This window comes from Solirubrobacter pauli, assembly GCF_003633755.1.
Taxonomy (GTDB): Bacteria; Actinomycetota; Thermoleophilia; order Solirubrobacterales; family Solirubrobacteraceae; genus Solirubrobacter; species Solirubrobacter pauli.
On record NZ_RBIL01000001.1, the window covers coordinates 3594323 to 3611384 of the forward strand.

Annotated in this window: 8 protein-coding genes; 6 read left to right on the forward strand and 2 right to left on the reverse strand. The window is 69.8% G+C overall.

The features are described 5' to 3' along the window. Nucleotides 1-91 precede the first annotated feature (91 nt). Nucleotides 92-3013 carry a M14 family metallopeptidase gene (locus C8N24_RS16765; protein ID WP_121251709.1) on the forward strand — a complete coding sequence of 974 codons (2922 nt, stop codon included), beginning with the start codon at nucleotides 92-94 and terminating at the stop codon, nucleotides 3011-3013. A gap of 43 nt (nucleotides 3014-3056) precedes the next feature. Here the strand turns inward: C8N24_RS16765 and C8N24_RS16770 are convergent, their stop codons facing one another. After that, the gene (locus tag C8N24_RS16770) at nucleotides 3057-3998 is read right to left on the reverse strand and encodes a putative metal-binding motif-containing protein (RefSeq protein ID WP_170179149.1); all 942 of its coding nucleotides are present in this window, start codon (nucleotides 3996-3998) and stop codon (nucleotides 3057-3059) included. Between the two features lie 182 nt (nucleotides 3999-4180). Here C8N24_RS16770 and C8N24_RS16775 point away from each other — a divergent pair, with 182 nt between their 5' ends. From C8N24_RS16775 to C8N24_RS16785, 3 genes are all read left to right on the forward strand, one after another. After that, nucleotides 4181-7462 (forward strand): M14 family metallopeptidase, encoded by a 3282-nt coding sequence (locus C8N24_RS16775; RefSeq protein ID WP_147447841.1) that lies wholly within the window; start codon nucleotides 4181-4183, stop codon nucleotides 7460-7462. 147 nt (nucleotides 7463-7609) lie between these two features. Next, on the forward strand, nucleotides 7610-10882 hold the full coding sequence (locus C8N24_RS16780) for a M14 family metallopeptidase (RefSeq protein WP_121251717.1): 3273 nt from the start codon (nucleotides 7610-7612) through the stop codon (nucleotides 10880-10882). Nucleotides 10883-11164: 282 nt separating this feature from the next. Continuing rightward, nucleotides 11165-13729, forward strand: coding sequence for a DNRLRE domain-containing protein (locus tag C8N24_RS16785; RefSeq protein WP_170179150.1), 2565 nt, complete (start codon nucleotides 11165-11167; stop codon nucleotides 13727-13729). Nucleotides 13730-13738: 9 nt separating this feature from the next. Here the strand turns inward: C8N24_RS16785 and C8N24_RS16790 are convergent, their stop codons facing one another. Continuing rightward, the gene (locus C8N24_RS16790) at nucleotides 13739-14191 is read right to left on the reverse strand and encodes a hypothetical protein (protein WP_147447842.1); all 453 of its coding nucleotides are present in this window, start codon (nucleotides 14189-14191) and stop codon (nucleotides 13739-13741) included. A gap of 340 nt (nucleotides 14192-14531) precedes the next feature. Between C8N24_RS16790 and C8N24_RS16795 the strand changes: the two genes are divergently transcribed. After that, on the forward strand, nucleotides 14532-15401 hold the full coding sequence (locus C8N24_RS16795) for a hypothetical protein (RefSeq protein ID WP_121251723.1): 870 nt from the start codon (nucleotides 14532-14534) through the stop codon (nucleotides 15399-15401). Nucleotides 15402-15499: 98 nt separating this feature from the next. Beyond that, nucleotides 15500-17062: a PucR family transcriptional regulator gene (locus C8N24_RS16800; protein ID WP_121251725.1), complete on the forward strand. Its 1563-nt coding sequence runs from the start codon at nucleotides 15500-15502 to the stop codon at nucleotides 17060-17062.

Consider the following 17062-nt stretch of genomic DNA (forward strand, 5'->3'; position numbering starts at 1 on the left):
TCTGTTCATATTCCTTGACTTGGCCGTCATCGGAAGACGGCCGTCGGTCATTTCGAACGGAGGGTTCGACACGGTGGCTGGAAGAGGGGTAGTGCGGCTGGCCCGGGCGACGTTGCTCGGCACGGCGATCATGCTCGGCGCGGGCGGTTCCGCGTTCGCGCAGGACACGGAGCGACGGCTGATCAAGGTCACGCATCCGAGCGAGGAAGCGATCCACGGGCTCGAGTCGACGCACGACGTCGGCTACGTGGGTGACCACACCGAGGCGGCGGTCTACCTGACACCGGCCGAGGAGGGCGTGCTGCGCGCCCGCGGCTTCACCATCGGCGAGGTCGTCGAGGACAAGAGCACCTGGGAAGCGCGCAAGGCGGAGATCGCCGCGACCACCGCGAGCGAGGCGCGCGCCGCCGAGTTCGCGGAGAACGGCGTCAGCGCCGCCAAGCTGCGCGGGGCCGTTCCGCCCGCGGGCGAGACGGTGATCATGCGCGCGTACACGTTCACCAACTACGCGGGCCGCTTCCTCTACGTGGAGGCGCACAACAAGGGCCACGAGCCGAACAACACCGGCGGCCCGGCGCTCCAGCTCTCCTACGCGGGCCCTGACGCCCAGTACACGACGCCGGTCAACGGCACCCGCTTCTCCGACGCCGGCCGCTACATGTACCACCGGTACCTGGTCGCGCTGCGAGGTGCGCACGCCGACGTCCCGACGGCCGACCTTCGAGTCCGCGTCGCCGCCGCCACCGGCTCGAGCGACTCCGCGACGCCGACCCAGTGGGCGACCTCGCAGGTGCCCCCGCGCGTCGCCGCCTTCCAGAAGGACTTCATCACCAAGTACATGGACCCGACGGAGGTCTACGAGCGGATCGACGCGCTGGTGGCCGGCAACTCGGACATCGCCGAGCTGGTCACGCTGCCGCACAAGACGCCGGGCTACCAGCGTCAGGCGATGGCGATGATGGCCGGCACCACCGCGCCCGGATCGAACCCGAGCGGCGCCAACGCGGGCTCCGCGGTGCAGCTGTTCTCGAAGGCCATGGGGCACCTCGGCGGCAACGAGATCACCGCCGAGTTCATCGCTCCGACCACCGCGGACGCGCCGCTGACGGTCGCCGTCGACGGCAAGAGCATCACGGTCAACCTGGCGACGAACGCGACCGGCGCGCTGTCCTCGACCGCCGCGCAGGTGCGTGACGCCATCAACGCGTCGGCGCCCGCGAGCGAGCTGGTCACCGCCTACACGTACGCCGCCAACGCCGGTTCCGGCATCGTCCAGGCCCGTGCCCGCGTGACGCTGTCGGACTTCCTCGCCGCCCCCGCGAGCGTCAAGCGCGGCCCGTTCGAGCAGCGCATCCTGCGCATCGGCAAGCAGCGGGACGGCTCCAAGGTCGGTGTCTACATCTACTGCCAGCAGCACGCGCGTGAGTGGGTCACCCCGATCACGTGCCTCGAGACGGCCGAGCGCCTGGTCAAGAACTACGCGACCGACCCGACCACGAAGTCCTACGTCGACAACCTGGACATCTTCATCCTGCCGTCGGCCAACCCGGACGGCGCGCACTACTCGATGTACGACTTCAACTCCAAGCGCCGCAACATGGCCAACTACTGCCCGCCCGGCTCGGCCAGCGGCAACGTCGGCAACCGCAACAACTGGGGCGTCGACCTCAACCGCAACGCGACCGTCGGCTCGGCGTTCGACGGCTACGTCGGGGCGGACCTCGGCACGGCGAGCTGCACCAGCGACGTGTTCGCCGGTGCGTTCGAGGGCTCCGAGCCGGAGATGAAGAACGAGCTGTGGGTCGCGGACACGTTCCCGAAGATCAAGTTCGCGATCAACATCCACACGCACGGCGGCTACTTCATGTGGGCGCCGGGCGCGTACAAGTCCCAGAACCGCGAGACGCTGCCGGCGCCGAACATCGGCATCGAGAAGTACTTCTTCCAGGTCTCGGAGACGATCCTGTCGCACATCGCCGACTCGCGCGACACGGTCCTGCTGCCGGAGCGCACGGGCCCGATCGCGGACGTCCTGTACTCGGCCGCGGGCAACTCGGCCGACGACCAGTGGTACCGCAAGGGGATCATCTCCTACTCGTTCGAGGCAGGCGCGCAGCGCATGACCGTCAACCCGACCACCGGCGCCATCTCGCGCCGTGACGTCGGCTTCCAGCCGTGCTTCGGCGGCCCGGGTACCCACGGCGGCACGAACACGTCGACCGCGTCCCAGTGCGGCACGGCCAGCAACCCGGACCCGCTGATGGTCAACGAGGGCCGCCTGTCCACGCAGGAGTTCGCCGACGGCAACTACGGCCTGCTCCAGGGTGCGCTCGAGTACTCGCAGGACACGAAGGCGCCGAACGTCGGCATCGAGTTCTCGGCCGCGCAGACGTCCGGTGAGCCGATCAACTACCGCTTCAACTGGCTCGACGAGGCGGCGGTCATCCACTACACGACGGACGGCTCGACCCCGACCACCGACTCGCCGAAGTACGAGGCCCAGGGCATCCGCCGCCCGGGTCAGGTGCTGACGGTGTCCGCCCTGGGCGCGCACACGATCAAGTGGATCGCGGTCGACATGAAGGGCAACGTCTCGCCGGTGAAGTCGCAGCGGCTGCTGGTCGCGGCCGACGACGCCGACGGCACGGTCGGCGGCAGCGTGCCCGCCACGCTGTCGCTCACGCTGGGCGCACCGGCTTCGTTCCCGACGTTCGTCCCGGGCCTCGCGCGCGAGTACACGGCGAACACGGAGGCGACGGTGACCTCGACGGCCGGCGACGCGACCCTGACGGTCGCCGACCCGAGCACGACCAACACCGGCAAACTGGTCAACGGCGCGTTCACGCTGCCGCAGTCCCTGCAGGGCCTCGGCGTCGTCAAGACGTGGAGCGCTCCGACGTCCTCGGAGCGGGTCCCGGTCACGTTCAAGCAGGCGATCGACGCCAACGACGCCCTGCGCACCGGCACCTACAGCAAGACGCTCACCTTCACGCTGAGCACGACCAACCCGTAGGAGACCCGACGGGCCCGCTCGCCGCGAGCGGGCCCGTCAGCGGTCAGCACCGGGTGGCTTCGACGGCGCCGGGCGCCAGGCACAGCGTCCGGCCCGTCACCCGCTTGCGCGCGATCCGCAGCTCGCGGACCTTGCCGATCGCGTTCGGCGTGGTCACGGCGACACGCACACGCGCGCCGACCTTCAGCGGCTTGCGGAACAGCTTCGTGAGCGAGACGCTGCCCTTCGCCGAGGTGGTGAGCGTCTGCGACCTCGGGCAGCCCTTCCGGCGGCCGGTGCAGGTGACGGCGACCTGCGCGCCGGCGGGTGCCTCGGCCACACGTAGGCTCCTGAATCGGGTCGACGTGCGGGTGCTGCGCGAGCTGAAGACGATCGTCGCGCTCACCCGCCCGGCCGCGTCCGCGCCGTTGCAGTCCTGGTCGATGCCGTCCCCGACCACCTCGGGCGCGCCCGGATACACGCGCGAGTTGGTGTCGTCGCAGTCGGTCGGCGGCGCGACGCCGTCACGGTCCGCGTCAACGGCCGGTGTCGTCGGGCTCGGCGGCGGACTGGGGCTCGTCGCGGGTGGCGAGCCCCAGGCGCCGTTGTAGCTGGGCGGCGTCCCGTGCGCCCCGTTGCACGGCGGCGTTCCGCCGCCGAAGGAGCCGTAGTCGTCCCCGCCGGACGCGTCCAGCGCGCTCGCCCAGCCCCACGCGCCGTTGTCGGCCTGCGTCCAGCCGAACCAGTGGTTGCGATAGCCGTCGGCGCTGCGCATGTCGCCGCCCTGCTCCTCGCACTGGATCCAGTTGCGACCCTGGTGGAGGTAGCCGACGGTGGTGGTGCCGACGGCGACGATCGAACCGCCTGACCGGCCGTCACCTGAGCGGAACCAGCCGCACTCGAACTTCCCGCCGCCCACGTTGGTGCACGGAACCTCGGCCTGCCCCAGCGCCGGCTCCGCCACGGCGAGCGCCAGCAGCGCGCCCGCGATGAGTCCTGCCCTCATCGGACCGAGTCTGCCGTCTCGCGGTTGGGAGAACCTTGGGGACAGCCGTACGCGGACCTGAACGCAGACCCCATTGGACATGGAGGCGTGATGGATGCAGAATGGGCCCCTGAGGAGGGGTGAGCCTTTCCTGATGGCTCGGCTCGCCCCCTTGTGTTCCATACACATGGAGGGTTCTGCCCATGGTCGGGAGAACATCGCTGGCCGCCGTCTTCGCGTCAGCGTTGCTGTTATCGGGAGGAGGTCTGGCGTACGCCGACACCGACTTCCCGGACGCGGACGCGTCGCTGATCGAGGTCCACGTCGGGAGCGAGTCCGACATCGACGCGCTGATCGACGACGGGTTCGATCTCGCTGAGTACAAGCGCGTGGAGAGCGCGAACGACATCGTCGTCGCCATCGACGCGGTGCCGGCCGAGATCGGCCAGCTCAAGCAGCGCGGCTTCAAGATCGGCCGCACGATCGAGACGCCCGAGCACCGCGAGGCGATCGCGGCCGCACGCGACGCCCAGCGCGAGCTCGACAGCCGCACGGCCGAGTACGCCGAGAACGGCGTGCCGAAGACGCGGTCCGCCGTCGCCCAGCCGGGCGAGACGGTGATCCAGCGCGCCAACAAGTTCACCAACTACGCCGGCACGTTCCTCTACGTCGAGGCGCACAACAAGGCGATCCAGCGCGTCGCCGGCAGCAACACGCAGTTCACCGGCCCGACGCTGCAGATGGCGTACGCGGGCGCGGACGGCAACTTCGTCCCGGCCGACACGGCGATGCCGCGCTTCATCGACACGGACACGACGCCTGACGAGTACCTCTACAACCGTCAGCTGATCCGCCTCACGGGCGCCGCGGCCAACATCCCGGCGTCCCAGATGACCGTCCGGGTCGCCGCGAGCACGGGCTCGGTCGACACCTTCAAGGTCACGGAGTGGCTCGGCAGCTCGCTGCCGCCGCACGTCGCCGGCTACCAGCAGGGCTTCTTCACCCGGTACCAGGACCCGACGGAGAACCGCGCGCAGCTGGACAAGCTGGCCGCGGAGTTCCCGAACCTGGTGACGGCGGTCAACCTGCCGAACCTGACGAACGGCTACCAGCGCAAGTCGCAGGCGATCCTGTCCGGCACGTCCGGCATCGGCGTCGCCCCGCCGGCCGTCTACGGTGCGCCGATCGCCGAGTCCACGGGCGAGATCACGGCCGCGGCGCCGGTCGCCTCGATCCCGTTCAACGGCACCGCGGGCCAGCGCATCTTCGCGACGGTCGACGGCATCCCGGGCGGCTCGACCGACTTCATCTTCACGCTCAAGAGCCCGACCGGCGCCGTGATCAGCGGCCCCATCGACACGGGCACGAGCCCCGAGTTCATCACGAACCTGAACCTGCCGGTGACCGGCACGTACACGTTCGAGGTCTCCGGCTACGACGGCGACCTGGGTGACTTCACGTTCAAGGTGCAGCCCGTCCAGGTGTCCTCCGCCGAGGCCGCCAACGGCGCGGTCGTCCTGACGTCCAAGGACTGGGGCCACCAGGGCGGCGACCAGATCACCGCCGAGGTCAAGGCGGCGGCCACGGCCAATGCCCCGCTGTCCGTCGCCGTCACGGGCAAGGACATCGTCGTCACGCTGGCGACCAACGAGTCCGGCGCGGCCGTCAGCACGGCCAAGCAGGTCGTCGACGCGATCAACGCCTCGCCCGCGGCGACGGCGCTGGTGAGCGCCACGACGTACCGCAACAACGCCGGGGCCGGCATCGTCCAGCCGCGGGCCAAGGTCAACCTGGACGACTTCCTCAACGCGCCCGCGCACGTCGCGCGCGGCCCGTTCCAGCAGCGCGTCTACCGGATCGGCTCCGTCCGTGACGGCTCGAAGGTCGGCGTCTTCCTCTACTGCCAGCAGCACGCTCGCGAGTGGACGACCGGCCTGAGCTGCGTCGAGACCGCCGAGCGGCTGGTCAAGAACTACGCGACCGACCCCGACACGAAGAAGCTGCTGGACCAGGTCGAGGTGTTCGTGCTGCCGAACGTCAACCCGGACGGCGGCCACTACTCGATGTACGACTACGCCTCCCAGCGGCGCAACATGACCAACCACTGCGCGGACTCGCTCGGCGTGAGCGACCCGGCGGCACGCAACGCCTGGGGCGTGGACCTCAACCGCAACAACGGCGAGTACTCGCTGTTCGACGGCTACGCCGGCGCGTCGCCGAGCTGCACCAGCGACGTGTACGCCGGCCCGGGCGAGTACTCCGAGCCGGAGATCAAGAACGAGAAGTGGGTGGCGGACACGTTCCCGAACATCAAGTTCGCGAACAACATCCACTCGTTCGGCGGCTACTTCATGTGGGCGCCGGGCTCCTACAAGGACGACGGCATGCGCACGACGGCGCCGGCGCCGAACATCGGCATCGAGAAGTACTTCTTCGAGGCCGGCGAGAAGATCCTCACCCGCATCAAGGAGTACCGCAACACGGTGATCCTGCCGGAGCGCACCGGCCCGATCGCGGACGTTCTGTACTCGGCCGCCGGCAACTCGGCGGACGACCAGTGGTACCGCAAGGGCATCATCAGCTACTCGTTCGAGACGGGCGCGGACCGCTTCATCTCGACCACGAGCGGCACCGCCCAGATCCCGACCGGCTTCCAGCCGTGCTTCGCGGGTCCCGGCACCTACGGCGGGTCCAACACGCAGTTCGGCTACCCGATCTGCGACGACTACCCGGTGCTGCTCAACGAGGGCCGCGACCAGGCCATGGAGTTCGCCTCCGGCAACTTCGGCATGGTCGAGTCCGCGTACGACTACGCGATGGACACGACGCCGCCGAAGACCTCGGTCGAGGTGTCGGCCGAGAAGGGCACGTTCCCGGTGAACTTCAAGTTCAACTGGGATGACGAGGCCGCGGTCATCCACTACACGACCGACGGCTCGACGCCGACGCTGTCCTCGCCGACCTACAACGCCCAGCGTGCCCGCGGCCTCGGTGAGGTGCTGCAGCTCACGAAGCTCGGCGAGAACCTCATCAAGTGGATCGCCGTGGACATCAAGGGCAACCAGTCGGCGGTCCAGACCAAGCGCGTGCTGGTCGGCGCGACCGAGGAGACGGGCACCGTGGGCGGGACCGTGCCGGCGACGCTGTCGCTGACGCTCGGCGCTCCGGCGACGTTCCCGACGTTCACGCCGGGCGTGGCGCGCGAGTACACGGCGACCACCGACGCGACGGTCACGTCCACCGCGGGTGACGCGACGCTGTCGGTCGCCGACCCGAGCACGACGAACACCGGCAAGCTCGTCAACGGCGCGTTCGCGCTGGCCCAGCCGCTGCAGGGTCTCGGCGTCATCAAGACGTGGACCGGCCCGACGTCGAACGAGAAGGTCACGGTGACCTTCAAGCAGGCGATCGGTGCGAACGATCCGCTGCGCACGGGCACGTACAGCAAGACGCTCACGTACACGCTGAGCACGACGAACCCGTAGTCACCGCCTAGCCATAGGTCCGGGCGTGGAGCGATTTCCACGCCCGGACCTGGCGAGATCTCTTCATTTCTGGTCACATACCGCTCTGACGTCCGCCCGTGTGTGTGAGGGAGGGGGACGTGGGTCTATGAATGGAGGGTTCTACCCATGGTTGGGAAGACTGCGCTAGCCGCGTTCGCGGCTTCGGCGTTGTTGCTGGCGGGAGGCCAGTCGGCGTTCGCCGCCGATGACGGCACCCCGTTCCAGAAGCTGCTCGAGGTCACCGTCGGCTCGCAGAGCGACGTCGACAAGGTCGTGACCAAGTACGACGCCGCGGAGTACAAGCGCGTCAACGACGACGGCTCGATCCTGCTGAACGTGTTCGCGACCGCTGAGGAAGAGGACGCGCTCGAGAAGGCGGGCTACAAGGTCGGCGCCACGATCGAGGACTCGAACACCGGCAAGGAGCGGATGCGCGAGCGCCAGGAGATCCTCGATGAGGAGGAGCTCGCGAAGACCGTCGCCGAGGACGGTCTCAAGGGCACCAAGTTCGAGGGCCGCTCGGTCGTGCCGCTGCCGGGTGACACCGTCATCCAGCGCGCCAACACCTTCACCGACATCGTCGGCCTGGCTCCGAACACGGCCAAGGCTCGCTTCATCTACATCGAGGCGTTCAACAAGTCGACCAAGGTCGCGGCCAACAACTCGGTCACCGGTCCCACGCTCGCCGTGTCGTACGCGGGCGCGGACGGCGTCTACAGCACGGCGACGAACATGGGTCGGTTCATCGACACCGACACCACGCCGGACGTGTACCTGTACCACCGGCAGCTGATCCGCCTGCCCGCCAACGCCCCGGCGGACATCAAGACGATCCGCATCGCCACCACGGCGACCAACGGCGGTGCCGCCGCCAGCGTCGAGACCTTCCCGGTCACCGAGTGGCTCGGCAAGGACCTGCCGCCGCACGTCGAGGGCTTCAAGAACCAGCCGTTCTTCACGAAGTACATGGACCCGACCGAGAACCGCGCGGACCTCGACGCCCTGGCGGCGCGGTACCCCGAGCTCGTGTCGGTCGTCAACATGCCGGAGAAGACGTCGGGCTACCAGCGCAAGTCGCAGGCGATGATGTTCGGCACCACCGGCATCGGCTCGACGCCGCCGGTCACCATCGGCGGCAATCTGCAGCCGCTCCAGACCGGTACGACCACGGCCGCGCAGCCCGTCGCGACCTTCTCGTTCAACGCGAAGAAGGACCAGTCCGCCCGGGCGATCGTGGACTCCACCGCGAGCCCGAAGCCGGACTTCATCCTCACACTGAAGGATCCGAGCGGCAAGGTCATGCAGCAGATCGACACGGGCACGAGCCCGGAGCAGGTCGATCAGACGTTCCCGGCCGACGGCACGTACACGTACGAGATCTCCGGTTACCAGGGCGCGCTCGGCAGCTACACGTTCAAGATCGACGAGATCACCGGCGGTCCGATCTCGGCCGTCGTGCTGACCGCCAAGGAGTTCGGGCAGAACGGCGGCGACCAGGTCCAGGCCGAGTTCCTGAACCCGGGCGCGCCGAACTCGCCGCTCGGCGTCACGGTCACCGACAAGCTGATCTCGGTCTCGCTGGCCACGGACGCCCAGGGCGCCCTGAGCTCGCGGACCCGTGACGTCGTCGCGGCCATCAACGCGAACGCCGCCGCCTCGGCGCTCGTGACGGCGACGACGTTCCGCGGCAACCCCGGGCCCGGCATCGTCCCGGCCCACGCGCGCGTGAACCTCGACGACTTCCTCAACGCGCCCGCGAGCGTCGCGCGCGGCCCGTTCCAGCAGCACCTGTACCGCATCGGCACCAAGCGCGACGGCAGCAAGCCGGGCGTCTTCCTGTTCTGCCAGCAGCACGCGCGTGAGTGGGCCACGGGCCTGACGTGCATCCAGACGGCGCACGAGCTCGTCGAGAACTACGCGACCGACCCGCAGACGAAGCAGCTGCTGGACAACGTCGAGGTGTTCATCTCGCCGAACTCCAACCCGGACGGCGCGCACTACTCGATGTACGACAGCAACTCCCAGCGCCGCACGCTCGTGAACTACTGCCCGGCCTCGGGCAACTCGGACCCGGCGTCGCGCAACACCTGGGGCGTCGACATGAACCGCAACAGCGGCGAGTACTCGCTGTTCGACGGCTACGCCGGCGCGGACCAGAACTGCAACAGCGACACGTACGCCGGCCCGGGCGAGTACTCCGAGCCGGAGACCCGTAACGAGACCTGGGTCGTGGACACGTTCCCGAACATCAAGTTCATGAACAACATCCACTCCTACGGTGGGTACTTCATGTGGGCGCCCGGCTCCTACAAGGACGACGGCAACCGCACCACGGCGCCCGCGCCGAACATCGGCATCGAGAAGTACTTCTTCGAGGCCGGCGAGAAGATCCTCAAGCGCATCAAGGACTCGCGCGGCACCGTGATCCTGCCGCAGCGCACCGGCCCGATCGCCGACGTGCTGTACTCCGCCGCCGGCAACTCGGCCGACGACGGCTGGTACCGCAAGGGCATCATCGCCTACTCGTTCGAGACGGGCGCTGACCGCTTCACGTCGACGACGTCCGGCACGAGCACGCAGATCGTCGGCTTCCAGCCGTGCTTCGGCGCGGTCGGCACGGGCGGCAGCACCGGTACCTGCAACAGCGGCCTCGTGAACGAGGGCCGTGACGAGGCGCTCGAGTTCGCGGCCGGCAACTTCGGCCTCGTCGAGTCCGCGTACGACTACGGCAAGGACGTGACCCCGCCGAGCACCTCGATCGAGGTCTCGGAGGCGAAGACGGTCGGCGCGCCGATCAACTTCAAGTTCAACTGGAACGACGAAGCGGCGGTCATCCACTACACGACCGACGGCTCGACGCCGACGCTCTCCTCGCCCGTCTACAACAACCAGCGGGCCCGCAGCGTCGGCGAGGTGCTGACCATCAGCGCCCCGGGCGTGCACCAGGTCAAGTGGTTCGCCGTGGACATCAAGGGCAACCAGTCCGCGGTCCAGACCCAGCGCCTGGACATCGGCAACAGCACCGACGGCACCGTCGGCGGCACCGTGCCGGCGACGCTGTCGCTGACGCTCGGCGCCCCGGCGTCGTTCCCGACGTTCGTCCCCGGCTTCGCCCGCGAGTACACGGCGACGACCGACGCGACCGTCACGTCGACGGCCGGCGACGCGACCCTCACGGTCGCCGACCCGAGCCCGACCAACACCGGCAAGCTGGTCAACGGCGCGTTCGCGCTGGCCCAGCCGCTGCAGGGCCTGGGCGTCGTCAAGACGTGGACCGGCCCGACGTCCAACGAGAAGGTCACCGTGACCTTCAAGCAGGCCATCGGCGCCAACGACCCGCTCCGCACGGGCTCGTACAGCAAGACGCTCACGTACACGCTGAGCACGACGAACCCGTAGTCCCCCGGCCTTCGGGCTGAGCGAGAGCCCGTCCTGGCACTCCCGTGCCAGGGCGGGCTCTCCGTCGTTCTGGCACCTCCTGTCCGTTTTTCGCCCTCGCGGGTGCCTGAGCGCTGAAGAGGCTTGACCCGGTGTGCTCATGCGTGTTTAGTGCCGCACGCCGGGCAGGACTCTTCAAACCTTCACAAGTGGGGTGGGTGCGTGATGGTCGATGCTGCTGTGCGTGGGGTGGCCCGTGGTCGGTCACTCGGGGTGGGCCGGCGGACGAGGCTCGCGGCCGGGGTGACGCTGGTGGCGCTGGCCCTGCCGAGCGTGGCGCTCGCGGACTCGGCGCGGAACGACACCTCGAGGACCGGCGTGCGGGCGGCGGCGCCGCCGCTCGATCCGCTCCCAGCAGCCAGCGCGCGGCGCGGTGCGGACGTCCCGCACCTGCGCACGCGGACGTCGCGGACCTACGAGGCGCGCGACGGCTCCTACGAGACGCGGCTGTCGCCGGAGTCCATCAACTACCAGGACGACCTCGACCGCTGGCAACCGATCGACAATCGCCTCCGGATCGACGGGGACGTCGTGCGCAACGGCGCCAACCGGTACGTGTTCACGGCGCCTCGGCGACTCACGGACAACGCGCAGATCAAGGTCGGTGCGGACAGCTCATGGGTTGCGTTCGCCCCGAGCGGTGCACGTGGCACCGCTCGTGTCGACGGCTCCTCGGTGACGTACGCGAACGCATGGCCGGGGGTCGACCTGCGCTACACGGCGACCGGCGACGCAGTGCGAGAGGAGATGGTGGTGCGAGACCGGGCCAGCGCTCGCGACTTCCATTTCGGTCTCCGCCTGCCCGCCGGCACGGTCGCGCAGGAGGCGGGCGACGGCGTCACCCAGTTGCGCGACGCGACAGGCGCCAAGCGGATGCGGCTGTCGTCCGCGTGGATGGTCGACGCGGCCGGTGCCCGCGCCCCGGTCACCTCGAAGCTGACGCGTGGGGTCGGGGGCTGGTCGATGCGCATCAGCCCTGACCGGGGCTGGCTCGCGGCGCACGAGCGCAAGTGGCCGGTGCGGGTCGACCCGACCGTCGTCGTCGGTGAGACGCTCGGCTGCACGATCGCCTGGGACGAGCTTCGCGAGGACGAGGAGTCCTACTGCGGCGAAGGGCTGGTCGTCGGCGAGGTGTGCCAGGACGTCTGCAAGTACTACCGCACGCTGCTGCGATTCGACCTCGGCTCGCTGCCTCCTGGGGCGTACATCGAGGCCGCGACGCTCACCGGTGTGGACGACATCGACGAGATCGGCAGGCTCACGAAGGCGTGGACCAACGACGTGACGTGGGACACGACAGACGGTTCGACGGAGTGGACGTGGCCAACGCTCGGTGGGTACTTCGGCGGGGCGGGCAACGACCAGGTCCCCATCCCGGACCTGACGCAGCTCACGCGCGACTGGCAGTCGGGGGCGGTCGCCAACCACGGCTTCTTCTTCGCCGAGGCGCTCGCCTCACGACAGGATCCGCTCGTCGAGATCGACCCCGTCCTGTCGATCCAGTACGCCCAGACCGAAGATCCGGACAGCGCGGCACAGGGCAACTCGCTCGAGGACTACACCGAAGACGCCGGCATCTCCGCGGCCGAAGCGGCCCGCCGGCTGCAGTTGCAGGACCGCTTCGGCAGCCTCAACGGTGCGATCGAGGACGCCATCGACCCGGCGGACTTCGGCGGGACGTGGTTCGACGACAACGACGACGGCCGCTTCAAGATCGCCATCAAGACGAACCAGCCGTCGCCCCCGAACGCGAAGATCGAGGACGCGGAGGACCTGCTCGCCGACCACGACCTCCTGTCCGAGGCCGATTTCGTCGCGGTCGAGTTCAACGAGGCCGAGCTCGACGACGCGCAGGACGACGTCTCAGCTGCGCTCAGCACGCTCACGGACGCGGGCAAGGTCACGGTTTCGGCGGACGTGGAGCTCAACGGCCTGCTCGTCGAGGAGGCCACGACGATCACCCCGACCGAGCACGGGCAGGTGACGACCGCGGCAGGCACCGTCGACCCGCCGACGACGATCGTCGCGGTCGACGAGACAGACCTGCGGATGGAGGCCCGCGAGGAGCTCGATCCGTGCGGCCTCGCACCCAACGGCTGGCTCGCGTGCCCACCACCGCTTCGCGGCGGCATCAACCTCGTCAGCACCGGGCTCGACGGCTGCACGGCGGGCTTCTGGGCCAAGGACGGCAGTGACGAGTTCATCGTGACGGCGGGCCACTGCCTCGGCTCGGTCGACACGGGCTGGTTCACGATCACGGCTCCGACCCCAGAGGAGGCGTCGCATCCGGAGCTGCTCGGGCAGACGAGCCGGGTCGAGTGGGCCACGAACGTCAAGAAGGACGTAGGGGCGATCCGGGTCGACGGCTCGGACTTCGAGAACAGCGCTCCCGGTTACATCTACGTCACCGCGAACGATGAGTCCAACACGCCGCACAAGGAGAACTTCGAGATCACGAGGGTCGCGCGCAAGCGGCCACCGAAGGGACGGCGCATGTGCGTCACGCAGGCACCGCCCAACCCGACGGCGAACCGCCACACGGTGTGCGGGACCGTCGTCAACAGCAACTACGAGGCCAAGTACGACGGTCACACGGTGTTGCACACGGTCGTCGTCCGGACCTGCAAGCGGAGCGATGAGTCGGACCGTGAGGTCAAGCAGCAGTACGTCGAAGGCGGCAGTGGCGGCCCGGTGTACCGCAACCACACCGCGTATGGCATCGGCGTCGCCGGGCGGTGGTGCCGGATGGCGTTCGTGTCCGCGGGCCAGCTCCAGACGGACCTGGACCTGGAGATCCAGACGCGCTGAGCCGCGTCGTCACAGGCCGGGGCTGAACGCCGAGTACAGCCCCGGCCGGACCGCGCTCGTGACCACCAGCGGCGGGGACACCAGCACGTCCCCGCCGCGCGTCAGCGGCGGCGCGGCCTCAGGCTGCAGGTAGACGGGCCCCGCCAGCCATTCGCCGGGCCGCACGGGGTCGTCAAGGGCCTGGATGTAGCGTCCGGCCGCCCAGCCGGGGATGACGACCGTGCCGTGGTCGGCGAGCGCGTACGGGTCCGGGGCGCTCAAGGTGACGCAGTCCACGCCGGGGGCGCGGCACGCCTCGATCCGCAGCTCGTGGAGCTGCGCCCGGTCCGAGACCTCCGAGGGGCGGACGGACACCGTCGCTCCCACCGTCGGCGTGCCGACGAGCGTCGGCTGGTCGACCGCCCCCGCGCTCGCGGGCCATGTGAGGACCGCCACGGTCGTCGCGAGTCCGACGGATCTCATGCGTCAACTATGACCGCTCCCCCGCTCGGGGGAGCGCGGTCCGCCCCCGTCAACCAGGGCGGACGCACTCGGAGGTCTGCGAGCGATTCTGCAATCGCCTGTCCGTTTTGGGACCCGTGCCGCTCTGCGCTGCGTCTCGTGCGTCCCGGGAGTACCCCCAGAACGGGGAGGATCCGGAAGTTCTTGAGGCAATCTTCAGATCAGGCAGTACGCTGCCCAAAGCTCGAAAAGGCCTAAAGCCCTTCGAGCGGGGAACCGATGTAGGTGGAGAGCTCGCCGGGGACATCGCTGAGAGAGGCGATGGGCGAGGCACCTTCACTCAATCGACGTACGAGGACACGTGTCGCTGAATCTGGGCATCCTGCTCGCGCTTGTCTGCGCGATCGCAACGCAGCTGGGCTTTCTCTACAAGCACAAGGGCGCCAACGAGGCTCCCACGGTTGACATCCGTCATCCGTTCCGTACGGCGAAGCAGCTGTACGCGTGCAAGTGGTTCGCGATCGGCATGGCCATCGCGGCGGGCGCGTGGATCTTCCACGTCGCCGCGCTGAAGTTCGCCCCGCTGTCGGTCGTCCAGGCCGTCCTCTCGACCGGCGTGGTGATCCTCGCCGTCATGGCCGAGCGCATCTTCGGCTTCAAGGTCGGGCTGCGCCAGTGGGTCGGCGTCGCCATGACCGCCCTCGGCCTCGTCCTCCTCGTCATCACGCTGCCGGCCACGCACGGCGCGCACTCGGCGTACTCGCTCGCCGGCATGATCGCCTTCGAGGGCGCGATGCTGGCCATCGGCGCCGTCCTCATCGGCGGCAAGCGCTTCGGCGTGCCGGACCACCATCACGGCATCATGCTCGGCGCGGCCGCCGGCGTCCTGTTCGGCGTCTCCGACATCGCCATCAAGGCCCTCACCGGCCTGAGCGGCATCGGCGCGATCGCCGGCTCGCCGTGGCTGGCCGTGACGATCATGGCCTCGGTCATCGCCTTCTACGCCAGCGCCCGCGGCATGCAGCAGGGCGAGGCCGTGCCGGTCATCGCCGCCACGTCCACCGCCGCCAACGTGTCCTGCATCCTCGGCGGCATCATCGTCTTCGGCGACCCGATGCCCTCCGACACGGTCGGCATCTGCGTCCAGGCCTTCGCCTTCGTGCTCGTCGTCGTCGCCGCGATCCTCACGCCGCCGCCGGTCCGCGCCGCGGCCGCCGCCTCCCACGCATAGAAGGAAGGCGGGACATCCCCGCCGCCCCACCCCGATCATCCGACCTTCTCGAGCGCCACCGAGCCCTAGCGGTGGCGCGCTGCGTTTAAGCTCGCGACGTGCTGCCCCTGCGGGAACTGCTGCGTGAGCTGGAGCTGGAGGTCGTCGCCGGTGCGACCGGCCTCGACAACCCGCTGCGCTGGGTGCACATCTCCGAGCTGGAGGACCCGACGCCGTGGCTCTCCGGCGGCGAGCTGCTGCTGACGACCGGGCTCGGCCTGGGGGATGAGCGCCAGCAGCGCGCCTACGTGGAGCGGCTCGCCGGCCACGGGCTCGCCGGGCTCGGCTTCGGCACGGGCTTCTCGCACGCCGGCGTGCCGGAGGCGCTGCGCGCGGCGGCCGAGGCGCAGGACTTCCCCGTCTTCGAGGTGCCGTACGCGACGCCGTTCATCGCCATCACCGAGCGCGCCGCGGCGCAGCTCGTGAACGAGCAGTACGCGGTGCTGCGGCGGGCGCTGTCCGCTCACGAGCGGCTCGAGCAGGTCGTGCTGTCCGAACGTGGTCTGGAGGGCGTGGCGAGCGAGCTCGGCACGATGATCGGCGGACCGGCGCTGATACTCGACGCACGGGGTGAGGTGCTCGCCGCACGCGGGCGCGTGGACCCGGCGGGCGTCGTGCGGGAGCTGCGGGAACGGCTCGAGGCGGGCGTCAAGCGCGGCTACGCGCCCGAAGCCGAGGACTTCCCGGCCGGTGCGCTCGCGCTGCCGGTGTCCCGCTCCGGCGCGGCGCTCCCGGAAGCGTGGCTGGTCGCGGCGCGCGCGAACGGGCCGCTGAACGAGCTGGACCGGCTGACGCTGCACCAGGCGGTGACGATCGTGGCGCTGGAGCTGTTGCGCCGGCGCGTCGTCGACGACACCGAGCGCCGGCTCGCCGGCGACGTGCTGAGCGCGCTCGTCGCGGGTGACCTCGCGGGCGCGGAGCTCGCGCGCCGCCTGGAGCCGTTCGGCGTGCGCGAGCGTGCCGGCGTGCTCGTGCTCGCGCCGCCGCGGGGCGTCCGCGCGGTCGCCGAGGAGGCGCTCGCGCGCGCCGTGCGCGAGGAGGCCGGCGGCGGGCTCGTGGCCCCAGCGGGCGCGTTGCTGTGCGCGCTGTTGCCGACGAGCGGCGACGACGAGCTGTTCGCCCTCGCCGGGCGGCTGCTCGCGCGGGTGGAGCAGGAGACGGGCGCGACGCTGCCCGCGGGCGCGGGGCGCTGCGTGGCGCCCGGCGAGCTGCGACGCGGGTTCCACGAGGCGCGCTGCGCGCTCGAGGCCCGCGCGCTCGCGGTCGGCGGCAGCGGCTCGGAGAGCGGGATCGCGACCTACCGCGACCTCGGCTCGTTCCAACTGCTCTTGTCGCTCCAGGACGACGACGCGCTGCGCCTGTTCTGCGACTCGATCCTCGCGCCGATCGAGGACTCCGAGGGGGCGTATGGGGGCGAGCTGATGCGGTCTCTGGAAGCCTTCATCGAGTGCAACGGCCAGTGGGAACGTGCGGCGAAGGCGCTCTTCTGTCACCGTCACACGCTGCGCTACCGGATCCGGCGCGTAGAGGAGCTGACCGGCAGGTCGCTGGACTCCGCCCGGGACCGGATCGACTTCTGGCTCGCGTTGCGCGGCCGCGAATTGATCCAACCTGAGAGGTGA

What these genes read in the sequence shown, in the direction of transcription:
- C8N24_RS16770 (WP_170179149.1), bottom strand. Translation starts at nt 3,998, where the DNA reads ATGAGGGCAGGACTCATCGCGGGCGCGCTGCTGGCGCTCGCCGTGGCG.
- C8N24_RS16775 (WP_147447841.1), top strand. Translation starts at nt 4,181, where the DNA reads ATGGTCGGGAGAACATCGCTGGCCGCCGTCTTCGCGTCAGCGTTGCTG.
- C8N24_RS16780 (WP_121251717.1), top strand. Translation starts at nt 7,610, where the DNA reads ATGGTTGGGAAGACTGCGCTAGCCGCGTTCGCGGCTTCGGCGTTGTTG.
- C8N24_RS16790 (WP_147447842.1), bottom strand. Translation starts at nt 14,191, where the DNA reads ATGAGATCCGTCGGACTCGCGACGACCGTGGCGGTCCTCACATGGCCC.